Origin of the sequence: Aquimarina longa SW024 (assembly GCF_001401755.1) — a bacterium.
Taxonomy (GTDB): domain Bacteria; phylum Bacteroidota; class Bacteroidia; order Flavobacteriales; family Flavobacteriaceae; genus Aquimarina; species Aquimarina longa.
Window position 1 is genome coordinate 168,437 of sequence record NZ_AVQK01000015.1, and the last position, 14,533, is coordinate 182,969.

Genomic DNA, 14,533 nt, shown 5'->3' on the forward strand with positions numbered 1-14,533 from the left:
GAATTTTATGATCTTTTTGCCTGAAAATGATATTGCGCTTATATTTGTCTTAAAATCTGCCAAGTGAGTGCATCTATAATCTCGCAAACCTTCTCAAAGTCTCTGCAAGTGCAGAAACTAGGAAAAGCTATTGCCCAGTCTCAAACCAAAACACATATACAAGGAAGTATAGGATCATCAGTATCTTTTGTTATTGAAAACAGTTTTAGGCAAGCCGAAAAACCATTTTTATGTATTTTTAATGATAAAGAAGAAGCGGCCTATTACCTAAATGATCTCGAACAATTACTAGGTGATAAAAATGTACTTTTTTATCCAGGTAGTTATCGTAGACCTTATCAGATAGAAGAAACCGATAACGCTAATGTATTGTTAAGAGCAGAAGTGCTCAATCGTATCAATTCTCAAAAAAAACCAGCACTAATTGTAACCTATCCAGATGCACTATTTGAAAAAGTAGTCACTCGAAAAGAGCTTGAAAAAAATACATTAAAAATTAGTCTTAATGATACACTCTCTTTAGAGTTCATTAATGAAGTATTATTTGAGTATCAGTTTCAGAGAGTAGACTTTGTTACAGAACCCGGAGAGTTTTCAGTTCGTGGAGGGATTGTAGATGTATTCTCGTTTAGTAATGACGAGCCTTATAGAATAGAGTTTTTTGGTGATGAGGTAGATAGTATCAGAACTTTTGATGTAGAAACGCAGCTTTCTACCGATCAAATCAAAAAAATTACTATTATTCCTAATGTAGAGAATAAAACATTACAAGAAACCCGAGAGAGTTTTTTAAAATATATTGCTTCAAAAACGGTAGTATTTACAAAGGATATCGATTTACTTTCGGCAAGGATAGATAAAAATTTTGAAAAAGCAGAAGAGGCGTTTAAAACGCTTTCTACAACAATCAAGCATAGTAAACCTGCTGAGCTTTTTGTAACTTCAGAAATCATCAAAAAACAATTATTAGGGTTTACATTAGTTGAGGTTGGTGATAGACCGATGACTAAAGCTGATTATGCTATTAAATTTGATATCAAAGCCCAGCCTTCATTTAATAAGCAATTTAATTTGCTAATTGAAGACCTTAATAAAAATCACGAAGCAGGGTATAAAAACTATATCTTTTGTGTAAGTCAGCAACAGGCAAAACGTTTTCATGATATTTTTGATGATGCAGACCTTGATGTAAAACAATATGAAACAGTTGTTTTTTCAGCCTTTCAGGGGTTTATTAATCATGATGCTAAGATTACCTGTTATACTGATCATCAGATCTTCGAACGATACCACAAGTTTACTCTTAAGAATGGATATGCCAAAAAGCAAGCGATAACTCTAAAAGAACTAACAAGTCTAGAGGTAGGGGATTATGTAACGCATATCGATCATGGGATTGGTAAGTTTGGAGGATTACAAAAAATAGAGGTAGAGGGTAAAAAGCAAGAAGCCATTAAATTAGTTTATGGAGAAAGAGATGTATTATATCTCAGTATTCATTCGCTTCATAAAATATCCAAATATAATGGTAAGGATGGCAAACCCCCGCAAGTATATAAGTTAGGTTCTAAAGCGTGGAAAACTCTTAAGCAAAAAACCAAAGCACGAGTAAAACACATTGCTTTTAATTTAATTCAGTTATATGCTAAACGGAGATTGCAGAAAGGATTTCAGTATAACCCCGATAGCTATTTACAACATGAGTTGGAAGCGTCTTTTATCTATGAAGATACTCCAGACCAGAGCACTGCCACTGCTGCAGTAAAAACAGATATGGAGAGTGAACGTCCTATGGATCGCCTTATCTGTGGAGATGTTGGTTTTGGTAAAACCGAAGTTGCTATCCGAGCAGCATTTAAAGCTGTAGATAATGGAAAACAAGTCGCGATTTTAGTACCAACAACGATTCTTGCATTTCAGCATGCTAAAACATTTAGAGAACGCCTTAAAGATTTTCCTGTAGTAGTAGATTATGTAAACCGGTTTCGTACTGCAAAACAAAAAAAAGAAACCTTAGAAGAATTAGCTTCTGGGAAAGTAGATATTATTATTGGTACCCACCAATTGGTGAATAAAAATGTAAAATTTAAAGACCTTGGATTATTAATTATTGACGAGGAGCAAAAATTTGGAGTGTCAGTAAAAGATAAGCTAAAAACCATAAAAGAAAATGTAGATACACTAACGCTAACTGCTACGCCAATCCCTAGAACATTACAGTTTAGTCTTATGGCAGCGCGAGATTTATCAACGATTACCACCCCACCTCCTAATAGATATCCTATAGAAACTAATGTAATACGATTTGCAGAAGAAACAATACGTGATGCAGTAAGTTATGAGATACAACGAGGAGGACAAGTATTCTTTATTCATAATCGAGTTGAAAATATCAAAGAAGTTGCTGGGATGGTACAACGTCTTGTCCCTGATGCTAAAATAGGAATCGGGCACGGTCAGATGGAAGGAAAAAAACTAGAAAGCCTAATGCTTTCTTTTATGAATGGAGAGTTTGATGTATTGATTGCTACCACGATTATAGAAAGTGGATTAGACGTTCCTAATGCTAATACTATTTTTATTAATAATGCTAATAATTTTGGACTCTCTGATCTTCATCAAATGCGAGGTCGTGTAGGGCGAAGTAATAAAAAGGCATTTTGCTATTTTATTACTCCTCCATATTCTTCAATGACCGAAGATGCGAGGAAACGTATCACAGCATTAGAACAATTTTCTGAATTAGGAAGTGGTTTTAAGATCGCAATGAAAGACCTAGAGATCCGAGGAGCTGGAGACCTGCTAGGAGGGGAGCAAAGTGGTTTTATTAATGAAATTGGTTTTGATACCTATCAAAAAATCTTAAATGAAGCGATAGAAGAGTTGAAAGAAAATGAATTCGCGCAACTATATGAAGATACGAACGAAGAAAAAGTATACCTAAAGGATACACAGATCGATACCGATTTTGAATTACTATTCCCAGATGATTATATTAATAATATTACCGAAAGACTAAGTTTATATACAGAACTTAATGCTATTAAAGAAGAATCAGCGCTGCAAGAATATGAAAAACGATTAATAGACCGCTTTGGAGAATTACCAGACCAAGCAACAGATTTAGTAAACTCCGTTAGAATTAAATGGATTGCTACCACTATTGGATTAGAAAAAATAATCATGAAACAACAAAAGTTGATAGGTTATTTTATTAGTGATCAACAATCTGGTTTTTATCAAAGTCCAGCATTTACATCTGTATTGCAATTCGTGCAGCAGAATCCTAAGGTGTGTAAAATGAAAGAAAAACAAACCCGAAGTGGATTACGTTTACTACTAACTTTTGAGCAGATTGATACTATAGATAAAGCACTACATGTATTACAGCCATTACAGCCTAAAACGGATGTGAGAGACGTGGAAACGGAATAAGAATACTAATATATTTTGGGTATAACTAAAGGCTGGATACATTGATTTTTTAAGATAAAAAAATACCTACCCAGTAAAAACGGATAGGTATTAAAATTATAGTGGTATTTAAAAATTAATGATTATAATGTTGAAATTCCTTCATCATTTCTTCAAACTCTTTATTCTTTTTAAAAGATTTAGACTTGTTGTTATCGTAATCAGGATTTGTGAAAATCAATGATTCTTTAATGTATGTATTGTTGTTTTCAAAAGAATTATCATCTGTAAAAAAATTCTCATAAGTTACGCCCTTTGAAAAACCAGTACTGTTATATTCTAAATTCTCTACCTTAAAGAAGGGGTAGAGATCTAAAAATTCCTGTGGTAGTTTTGGGATAGTTTGATATGGAAGCTCATTACTTCGGAAAGCCCAATTATCAGTACGAAACTTATTCTTTTTATTATCGTTAATTGACAGTGTCCATGTTGATTGTTTAGTACTGTGTTTTTGATTCATTGTATATGTGTACTCAAAAGCGTTCATAGAACTATTGATTACTTTAAAATCTGTACTGTATGGTGAAACAGTTATAGCATCGAGTGTAGGAGATCTTTTTATATATCTATAACTATAGTTTTCTGCATTATTTGATGCAAATATATGTATGTAAAAATCATAAAAACCCTTAAGGATACCAAAATTAGACGCTGCCTCGCTTTCGATATCACTAAACCAAACTGTTGAAAATGACTCTTCTGATGTAAGACGAGCTGTTAAATCTTTAGAATACGTATTACCATCGTCTGGTATATTAATAGGTATATATGAATCAAATTCTTTTAATTCACTTCCATCAACACTAACTTTTTGTTGATCTTGTATATTGTCTATAAAAATATATTTTGATTTTTTTTCCTTAAAATGAACCGTAATTAAAATTTTATTAGGGTTCCCATGTAATTCAATAGAATCATAATCTATTGAATTAGCTGTTCCAGAAGCAGAATAATTAAGACCTCCTCTGGGTGACGATAGATAAACAGTACTATATCCATCAATATTTTTAATTTTCAAAGAAATTTTTTTCGAAGTATTATTTGCTTTTCTAGTAGTAGCACTAGTAGTTTCACGACCTTTAAAATTCCAGGTTGTTCCTTTTTTAATATTAAAAAAGGAGTCCAAAAAATTATATTGAAAAACTTCTTGATCACTGTATATAAATCTAGAAACGGTAAAGGATTCTTTTTCTTCTCCTTTTTTTGCTTTAAAAGCATATTCTTTGCTATTCTCTATTTGGGTATGAGCCAAAATATTCCCCTCATTATCATTAATAATAAGATACCCTGAGTTCACTGTTTTACCAATATAAAAATCATTAACTTTTAAGGTAAAGTAAGTGATACTATCATTAACAGGAGTAGTCTCGTTATTTGTATTGGGTTTATTTATAGGGTCGTCATCTTTCGAACAACTGATAGTAATAATAAGTATAGCTAAAAGGAATATTTTTTTCATGATTTATTTTTGACTTTGATTGAGCGAGCAAAAGTATGAAAAAACTTATATATAGGTTAGATTCTGAAGTTTGACTAGTACTAAATGTTTCATTATGCCTTTCTTTTTTTATTTCCAACCTTATATATGATTATTTAATCGCTCTAAGGCGTGTGTTCAATGTTATTAAGTGAAGGTATAAGTATTTGATTTCGAACCAGTTCTGCGAATCAGGAAGTTCCGATGAGCTGCTTTTACTCAGTTCTGTGAATCGGGAAGTTCCGATGAGCTGTTTTCACTCAGTTCTGCGAATCGGGAAGTTCCGATGAGCTGTTTTCACCCAGTTCTGCGAATCGGGAAGTTCCGATGAGCTGTTTTCACTCAGTTCTGCGAATCGGGAAGTTCCGATTGGTTGTTTTCACTCAGTTCTGCGAATCGGGAAGTTCCGATGAGCTGTTTTCACCCAGTTCTGTGAATCGGGAAGTTCCAATGAGCTGCTTTCACCCAGTTCTGTGAATCGGGAAGTTCCGATTGGTTGTATTTTAGTGTATTATTCCTATACGATATCTAATACATCGATAATAGTTTTATATATTTTTTGTAGTTGCTCTTCTGTAATTACATATGGAGGAAGAATATATATGGTACTACCTAATGGCCTTAAAGCAATACCATTGTTCATAAAGTGATCAAAAATCTCATATCGTTTTTTGCCATAACGATTCATATCGATATCTAAATCTATTGCATAAATAACACCTTGCTGTCTTGTGCTTTTAATTTTTGGATGATTTTTTATCGTTGTATCAAAACGCTTATGAGCGTGTATTATTCTACCGATATTATTTTGAAATTCTTCAGTTTCTAAAAGCTCTATAGCTGCAGAGGCTACTGAGCAAGCAATAGGATTAGCAGAATAGGTATGTGCGTGAAAAAATGCTTTACCAATAGAATCATCCAAAAAAGCATCGTAGATTTCTTGTGTACAGCTTGTTACTGCCATAGGTACAAAACCTGCGGTTAGTGCTTTAGATAATGATATAATATCTGGTTTTGTCTCTATATAATCAGAGGCAAAGGTTTTTCCTGTTTTTCCAAATCCTGTCATTACTTCATCAGCGATAGTAATGATATGATGCTCTTTACATATAGAGAGAATTTGATCTAAATATTTACTCTCATACATATGCATGGCATTGGCTCCCTGTACTAAAGGTTCATAAATAAAAGCAGCAATTTTATGAGTTTTATTATATTCTTGTAATTGTTTTATGACAGCGTCAATATTCTCAGAATTAGGAGTAGGAATCCGTTGTACATCGATAAAAAAATCTTCAAAAGGACCATTGTAGACTGATAATCCCGAGGCTGACATTGCGCCAAAAGTATCTCCATGAAAACCATCTTCAAAAGCAATAATAGTATTTCTTTTTTCTCCTTTGTTAAAATGGTATTGCAGTGCCATTTTAATTCCTACTTCGTTTGCTGTAGATCCGTTATCAGAAAAAAATATTTTTTCTTGATTATCAGGTAATATTCTAATGAGTTGCTCAGATAATCTAATTGCAGGTTCATGTGTAAATCCAGCAAATACAATCTGATCTAATTGTTGCATCTGTTCTTGTACTTTTTCTAAGATATATGGATTGCAATGCCCATACATAGCAGTGTACCATGATGCAATACCATCGATATACGTAGCCCCATTCTCATCGTAGAGTAGTGCCCCTTTTGCTTTTACAATAGGTAATGCTTCTGGATGGATTTTATGTTGTGTAAGTGGATGCCATAGATGCTTTTTATCTCTTTGTTTAAGTGTTTCTGCTTTGATGGTAGAAGAGATTTTTTTAGTAGAATTGATCATGATATGTTTTCTAGATGTTCTCTGAATTGTTCTGCATATTCTTTAATTACTGCCGTATCAAAATAAGGTTCTTCTTCAATTCTACCTATGATATTAACACCTGTCATTCCTTTAATTATATCCTCTGTAGTTTTGTGTTCGTCTCCACTAAAAATAACAGATACATTATATCCTTGTTCTTGTAATATCCATAGCGTCATTAAGGTATGGTTAATACTTCCTAGATAATGCTTAGACACTACAATAATATGGCAATCAGAATCGATAATATCTAGTATGGTATCCTCGTCATTAAGGGGGACTAATAATCCTCCTGCACCTTCAATAACCAAGTGATTATCGGTCTGAGGAGTGATTATCTTATCAATATCAATAGTGATATGATCAATTGCAGCGGCTGCATGTGGGCTCATGGGTGTTTTTAGGGCATAGCTATTGTTATGAAATTTAGTTTTTGAGTTAGAGACCAGTTCTTTTACCTTATGGGTGTCGGAATAGGCTAAATCTCCTGCTTGTATGGGTTTAAAATAGTCGGCTTGTAATGCTTCTACAATAATTGCCGAAGCTATAGTTTTACCTACTTCAGTACTTATGCCAGTAACAAATATTTTTTTAGAAGCCTCATTAATAGTATTCGACATGATGATTTTCTTTATGATAAAACAAAGGTAGCTAACAACTCTAAAACTTTACCTATTTCTTCTTTAGAATTATACGAATGCAAACATAAGCGTAATCGTTCTTTGCCTTGGGGAACTGTTGGTGATAAAATTGGTTTTACCTCAAAACCATTTTTTTGTATTTCGGTAGCTATTTTTTTGATAGTTTCATTCTCCGGAATAATACAGCAATGTATAGCAGAATTGCTTTTGATAAAATGAGGCTTTAGATGTGTTATTGCAAGTTGTTGATTAAAAAAAGCAATATTCTCTCTAAGCTTTTTGATTGCTATAGTATTTTGAAGTTCTTGATACATTTTTTGTATAGTCGCTAATGAATGTGGAGGCAACCCTGTGGTATATATAAAACTTCGTGCAAAGTTAATAAGGTAATTTTTTAATGCTATAGACCCAAGAATTACTGCTCCATGACATCCCATGGCTTTGCCAAATGTATTGATTCGAGCAAAAACCTGATTCTCGATGCCTAATTGCTGTAGTATACCTTCTCCATGAGTTCCAAATACTCCAACTGCATGGGCTTCATCAACAATAAGATGACAATTATAATCCTTACAGAGCGATACAAAACCATTTAGATCCGGAGTGTCTCCATCCATAGAAAAAACAGATTCAGTAATGATATATACTTCTGTTTGATCATTGTATATGTTATGATTAGACTGTATTTGTACAACTCTTTTTTGCAAATCGTCTAAATCATTATGTTTAAATTTATAAGATCTGGCTGTACTCATTTGCATCCCATCTCTAATAGAAGCATGAATTAACTCATCATAAAAAATAATATCTCCTCGCTGTGGTACAGATGATAAGAGTCCGACATTGGCATCATATCCAGAATTAAATAATAGTGCTGCTTCTGTATTATGGAATTTAGCTAATAGGGTTTCAGTATTAGTGTATAACTCATGATTCCCTGTCAATAATCGAGAGCCTGTTGCTCCGTTTTGATAGATTTTTTTTGCTTCTAAAAATTGATGTACTTGATTAAATATTTTTTTTGAAGAGGCGAAACCTAGATAGTCATTAGATGAAAAATCAGTACTATTCTTTGGCTCATAGAGTTTCCGAAATGCATTATTCTCTTTTCTATCATTAAGTTTCTTCTGAAGATTTTTTGGTAATCGCATAATAATGTCAAAAATAAAACAAATCCTATTTTCTGCCTATACTTCAGGATAAAAATGAACTATGATAACTATTTTCATTTGAGAAGTGGTACTATGTTTATTCTCTGAACAAGTGTGAGCACAAGCTGTTATTTTTTCTTCAAAAATCTAAAAACACCATATTTAGTAAACTAGTTTACTAAATATGGTGTTTTTAGATACTAATCTTTAATCCCTTATAGAAGGTTTAATCGCCAGAGGCTTACCCTAAGGTTGTTTACTTTTTTAAAACTTAAAAATCAGATTTTGTTACATATACATGATTTTGATGAAAGCCTATGATATTAGCTTTCCCATTTCCATCCACATCAGCAACTTGTCTAACATGTTTATCGACGCTCCATCCTGTATTAAAAACAAAACCTCCTTTCCATGCTGTTGTAGGATCAAAACTAGTACCAGTAGAAGGAGATATGTATACATGATTTTGATGAAAACCTATAATATCAGCCATACCGTCTCCATTTACATCAGCAACTTTTCGAACGTGTTTATCAACATTCCATCCTGTATTTACAACATAATTATCTTTCCATATTTGTATGGTGTCAAAATCAGTACCAGTAGAAAGAGATACATATACATGGTTTTGATGAAAACCTATAATATCAGCCATACCATCTCCATTTACATCGGCAACTTCTCTAACATGCTTATCAACGTTCCATCCTGTGTTTACAACATAATTATCTTTCCATATTTGTATAGTGCCAAAACCAGTGCCAGTAGAAAGGGATACATATACATGGTTTTGATGAAAGCCTATAATATCAGCCATGCCATCTCCATTTACATCGGCAACTTTTCGAACATGTTTATCAACGTTCCATCCTGTATTTACAACATAATTGTCTTTCCATATATCAAATTCAATAGTTGTGTTAGAAGTATAAAGATTTTGAGATGATTTTTCGTTTGTTGTTGGTTTTAATTGATCAATATCATTTGTACAAGAATAAAACAAAACAAAAATGATACATAAAGAAATAAATGAGAATTGGTTTTTCATGAGTATTGTTATTAAGTTGTTTGCTAATTATTATGCTTGCCCCATTACAATTATGCGTATTCTATATTTTCCCTTAATTATAATAAATATATATATTATTGTAGATTTTATAATCCTATTTTACAAAAAGGTAATGTTTTTTTAAAACTTCAGTTTTAATGCGTCTGAATAGTTATTAAATGCATTTAAACAACTTATTTAGAGATGGTTATGTTTGGCTAGGAAATAGCTATTATACCTATTTAGATATGGTATAGATGATAAGAACTCTATAATTAAAACAATAGAGCAATTTTTGTATGATGAAATTCTACTGAATATTTTTTTAACTTAACGGTGACTTAAACCAAATTATTAGTACCTAAATTTGATATAAGAAAATCACATCATGTCGAACTCAGGCTAGTAGTGATAAAAAAAACCTTTTGAGTTTTTCAAAAACTTAAAAGGTCTAACTTTAAATTGTATTTTTTAATACTTAACGTAGTATTAGCTTTGCATATTTTTTGCTTCGATACTTAATGTAGCATGTGGCACTAGTTTTAATCGATCAGGATTAATTAATTTTCCAGTTACACGGCAAACTCCATAGGTTTTATTTTCAATACGAAGTAATGCATTCTTTAAGTCACGTACAAATTTCTCTTGTCGAATAGCGAGTTGCGTATTTGCTTCTTTAGACATTGTTTCACTTCCTTCTTCGAATGCTTTAAAGGTTGGAGAGGTATCATCAGTACCATTATTACCATCATTTTTATAAGCACTTCTAAGAAGCTCCAAATCTTTTTGAGCTTTTTCTACTTTATCAAGGATAATTTCCTTGAACATTGCTAAATCAGCATCGCTATACCTTACTTTTACATCTTCTGCCATATTCTTAATGTTTTTTTATTACCAATTGGGTTGCAATGTCGTCAAACGCAATTTCTGTACCATTTATTACATTTGTTGCAAATTCAATTGTCTCGGTTAAGGTTTCATTTTTAATATAATTTTCATTAGTGGCGATAGCTTCTTGAATAGTTTCGTTCTTTTGAAAAACAATTTCTATTTTATCAGTTACTTCCAGACCACTATCTTTACGGATATTTTGAATACGATTTACAAGTTCTCTGGCAATCCCTTCTTTTTTAAGCTCAGGACTTATCAAAACATCTAATGCTACAGTTAAAGCGCCTGAATTTGCTACCAACCAACCCTCTATATCCTGAGAGCTTATTTCTACATCATCGGTATCTAATGTAATAATTTTATCGTTAATTTCTACATCAATATGCCCTGTTTGTTCTATGATTTTGATATTTTCTTGATCAAAAGATTGTATTTTATTGGAAATCAGCTTCATGTCTTTTCCAAAACGAGGGCCTAATGTTTTAAAATTAGGCTTGATTTGCTTTACTAATATTCCTGAAGCATCATCGATAAGTTCTATTTCCTTAACATTTACTTCATTTTTTATAAGATCAGCAATGTCGTTAATCTCATTTTTTTCGGCTTCATTTAATACAGGAATCATGATACGCTGTAATGGTTGGCGCACCTTGATTTTTTCTTTTTGACGAAGTGAAAGAACTAAAGAGGTTATTGTTTGTGCTTTTTGCATTTTATGCTCTAAAGCGCTATCTACAAAGTTCTCATTGTATTTAGGAAAATGTGCTAAATGTACACTTTCAAAACTTTCTTTTTGTGTTCCATTACTTAAGTCTTTATATAACCTATCCATAAAAAATGGCGCTATAGGTGCTCCAAGCTTGGTAACCGTAAGCATACAGGTATATAATGTTTGGTAGGCAGAGATTTTATCTTGTTGGTAATCCCCTTTCCAATACCTTCTTCTGCTGAGGCGTACAAACCAATTACTTAAATTTTCTTGTACAAAATCAGAAATTGCTCTAGCAGCTTTTGTAGGCTCATAATTATCATAATAGGAGTCTACGTTTTTGATTAAGGTATGTAGTTCACTTAGTATCCAACGATCAATTTCAGGTCGTTCTACTATAGGAATGTCAGCTTCTGTATAAGAGAAGTTATCGATATTAGCATATAGCGTAAAGAAAGAATAGGTATTGTATAGTGTTCCAAAAAACTTACGTCTCACTTCTGCGATACCTTCTAGATCAAACTTTAGGTTATCCCATGGATTAGCATTACTAATCATATACCATCGTGTAGCATCAGGACCAAAAGTTTTTAGTGTTTCAAATGGATCAGCGGCATTACCTAGTCGTTTCGACATTTTCTGTCCATTTTTGTCGAGTACTAGTCCATTAGAGACTACATTTTTATAGGCAACATCATCAAAAATCATGGTTCCGATAGCATGTAGGGTATAGAACCATCCACGAGTTTGATCTACTCCCTCGGCTATAAAATCTGCTTTTTTATCACCAGATTCTACTTTTTCTTTATTTTCAAAAGGGTAGTGCCATTGTGCGTATGGCATAGATCCTGAATCAAACCATACATCAATTAGATCACTCTCACGTTTCATCGGTTTTCCTGAAGAAGAAACTAAAGTGATTTTATCGACTACATTTTTATGAAGGTCAATTTTATCATAGTTATCATCACTCATATCACCGATAACAAAATCTGCATAGATATCTTCCTCTAGTATTCCAGCTTTAATAGCCTTAGCCATTTCTGTTTTTAATTCTTCAACAGAACCAATGATAAGTTCTTCTTTACCGTCTTCGGTTCTCCAAATAGGTAACGGAATACCCCAGAATCGAGATCGAGATAAATTCCAGTCGTTAGCATTTGCCAACCAATTACCAAAACGCCCTTCTCCAGTAGCTTTAGGTTTCCAGTTAATACCTAGATTAAGTTCGTGCATACGATCTTTAAAATCAGTAACCTTAATGAACCAAGAGTCTAGTGGGTAATATAAAATAGGCTTATCAGTACGCCAGCAATTAGGATAACTATGGACATACTTCTCTACCTTAAAAGCTTTGTTTTCTGTTTTTAATTTAATAGCGATTTCTACATCTACAGATCTATCAGGAGCTTCTCCATCACTATAGTACTCATTCTTAACATATTTTCCTGCAAATTCACCTACATGTTTTGTGAACTTACCTTGTAAATTAACAAGAGGAATCAAATTATCATCTTCATCTTTAACTAGCATAGGAGGAACCTCTGGAGTAGCTTGTTTGGCTACCATTGCATCATCAGCACCAAATGTTGGTGCAGTATGTACAATCCCGGTACCATCTTCGGTAGTTACAAAATCTCCGGTGATTACCCTAAATGCATTTTCTGGATTTTCGTAGGGTTGAACATAGTCTATTAATTGCTCATATCGAATATTTACCAGATCAGTTCCTTTACATTCTTTTAGTATAAAATAAGGAATTTTCTTATCCCCTTCTTTAAAACGATCAACTTCTTCTTCGGTTTCTACAGCAACAAATTTTCCTGCAAACTGTTTTCCTACCAAATTTTTAGCAAGGATAACATTAGTAGGTTCAAAAGTATACTGATTAAATGTTTTTACAACTACATAATCAATTTTTGGCCCTACTGTTAGTGCGGTATTAGAGGGGAGTGTCCATGGTGTTGTTGTCCATGCTAAAAAATACATTATCTCTTCTATATCTTGTAAGAATGCTGGTAATGTGTCTTCTATTATTTTAAACTGCGCTACAACAGTGGTGTCTGTTACATCTTGATATGTTCCAGGTTGATTTAGCTCATGCGAACTTAATCCTGTACCTGCTTTAGGAGAATACGGTTGTATCGTATATCCTTTGTATAATAGTCCTTTTTTATAGATTTGTGCAAGTAACCACCATACACTCTCCATATATTTAGACTTATAGGTAATATATGGATCTTCCATATCTACCCAATATCCTATTTTTTGAGTAAGATCATTCCAGATATCGGTATAGCGCATTACGGCTTTTTTGCACGCTTCGTTATACTCCTCTACAGTAATCTTTTTACCAATATCTTCTTTGGTGATTCCTAATTCTTTTTCGACACCAAGCTCTACAGGAAGTCCATGAGTATCCCACCCAGCTTTACGCTGTACTTGATATCCTTTTTGAGTTTTATAGCGACAAAAAATATCTTTGATAGCACGAGCCATTACATGATGAATTCCTGGTAATCCATTTGCAGAAGGAGGTCCTTCAAAAAAGATAAACGGTTCTGCTCCATCACGTTCACTAATACTTTTTTCAAAGATGGCGTTCTGTTGCCAGAAATCTAGTATTTCGTCAGCTAATTTAGGTAAGTCAAGTCCTTTATATTCAGGAAACTTCGTGCTCATTTGATCGTTCTTTCTATTAAGTGAGCGAAAATAAGAATTTTCTACAAAAAAGCAGTGTGAATTTGGCGTGTGATATCAAATAATTGTTATAGAATTATAAAATTTTAATAAAGGTTTTGATTTTTTATCGATTTTGGAACATAAGAGTATCCAGAATTAGTGCCAATTCTTATTTTATTCCTTTAAAAAACTCTTCGAGGGTGATGTTATGAATATCTGCGATTTTTAGTAAGGTGTCAATTGTAAAATTATATCCTTTTTCTAAACGCAATAATTTTTTCGAGGAAGGTCATTGTCAATAGCAAATGTTTCATAGCTTGTATAGTCTGCCTTTACCCTTAATTCCCTGATACGTTCACCGATAGCCTTTTTTAAGAGTTTTGTTTTTCTATGATAACTCACTAGGTACATTTAAGGGGGCTTTAGCTAATGCATAATGTTTATTCCCTAGTGTTATTTTTCGGGCTTATAAGTACCCGATAGTGTAGATCATAGTAATCCAGAATTTATAAATCCCCCAGTTGTTTTATCAGATCAAACTGCATCTTGGCAAGAAATTAGCACATATGATGCAGAGGAAAATGGCGGACGACCCACAACATGGGATGATTGGG

The 14,533-nt window shown here is 33.0% G+C and carries 8 protein-coding genes; 1 reads left to right on the forward strand and 7 read right to left on the reverse strand.

What is annotated here, in order from left to right; all coding sequences use genetic code 11:
• Positions 1–63 precede the first annotated feature (63 nt).
• Positions 64–3,435, forward strand: a complete 3,372-nt coding sequence (mfd, locus tag N456_RS03345) for a transcription-repair coupling factor (protein ID WP_062053883.1) — start codon at positions 64–66, stop codon at positions 3,433–3,435.
• A gap of 115 nt (positions 3,436–3,550) precedes the next feature.
• Here the strand turns inward: mfd and N456_RS03350 are convergent, their stop codons facing one another.
• The 7 genes from N456_RS03350 to ileS form a co-directional block, all read right to left on the reverse strand.
• Positions 3,551–4,933, reverse strand: a complete 1,383-nt coding sequence (locus N456_RS03350) for a hypothetical protein (protein ID WP_062053885.1) — start codon at positions 4,931–4,933, stop codon at positions 3,551–3,553.
• Between the two features lie 535 nt (positions 4,934–5,468).
• Positions 5,469–6,776 (reverse strand): adenosylmethionine--8-amino-7-oxononanoate transaminase, encoded by a 1,308-nt coding sequence (bioA, locus tag N456_RS03355; protein ID WP_062053887.1) that lies wholly within the window; start codon positions 6,774–6,776, stop codon positions 5,469–5,471.
• On the reverse strand, positions 6,773–7,417 hold the full coding sequence (gene bioD, locus N456_RS03360; RefSeq protein ID WP_062053889.1) for a dethiobiotin synthase: 645 nt from the start codon (positions 7,415–7,417) through the stop codon (positions 6,773–6,775). The genes bioA and bioD overlap by 4 nt, the downstream gene beginning before the upstream one ends.
• Positions 7,418–7,428: 11 nt before the next feature.
• The gene (locus N456_RS03365) at positions 7,429–8,589 is read right to left on the reverse strand and encodes an aminotransferase class I/II-fold pyridoxal phosphate-dependent enzyme (protein WP_062053891.1); all 1,161 of its coding nucleotides are present in this window, start codon (positions 8,587–8,589) and stop codon (positions 7,429–7,431) included.
• Between the two features lie 271 nt (positions 8,590–8,860).
• Positions 8,861–9,637, reverse strand: a complete 777-nt coding sequence (locus tag N456_RS03370; protein ID WP_082422412.1) for an FG-GAP repeat domain-containing protein — start codon at positions 9,635–9,637, stop codon at positions 8,861–8,863.
• 489 nt (positions 9,638–10,126) lie between these two features.
• Positions 10,127–10,510 carry a TraR/DksA family transcriptional regulator gene (locus N456_RS03375; RefSeq protein ID WP_062053895.1) on the reverse strand — a complete coding sequence of 128 codons (384 nt, stop codon included), beginning with the start codon at positions 10,508–10,510 and terminating at the stop codon, positions 10,127–10,129.
• A gap of 4 nt (positions 10,511–10,514) precedes the next feature.
• Positions 10,515–13,919 carry an isoleucine--tRNA ligase gene (ileS, locus tag N456_RS03380; RefSeq protein WP_062053897.1) on the reverse strand — a complete coding sequence of 1,135 codons (3,405 nt, stop codon included), beginning with the start codon at positions 13,917–13,919 and terminating at the stop codon, positions 10,515–10,517.
• Between the last annotated feature and the right edge of the window lie 614 nt (positions 13,920–14,533).

Bases quoted from the DNA above. Each gene is read 5' to 3' on its own strand.
- N456_RS03350 (WP_062053885.1), bottom strand. From the start codon at position 4,933: ATGAAAAAAATATTCCTTTTAGCTATACTTATTATTACTATCAGTTGT.
- bioD (WP_062053889.1), bottom strand. From the start codon at position 7,417: ATGTCGAATACTATTAATGAGGCTTCTAAAAAAATATTTGTTACTGGC.
- N456_RS03370 (WP_082422412.1), bottom strand. From the start codon at position 9,637: ATGAAAAACCAATTCTCATTTATTTCTTTATGTATCATTTTTGTTTTG.
- N456_RS03365 (WP_062053891.1), bottom strand. From the start codon at position 8,589: ATGCGATTACCAAAAAATCTTCAGAAGAAACTTAATGATAGAAAAGAG.
- bioA (WP_062053887.1), bottom strand. From the start codon at position 6,776: ATGATCAATTCTACTAAAAAAATCTCTTCTACCATCAAAGCAGAAACA.
- N456_RS03375 (WP_062053895.1), bottom strand. From the start codon at position 10,510: ATGGCAGAAGATGTAAAAGTAAGGTATAGCGATGCTGATTTAGCAATG.
- ileS (WP_062053897.1), bottom strand. From the start codon at position 13,919: ATGAGCACGAAGTTTCCTGAATATAAAGGACTTGACTTACCTAAATTA.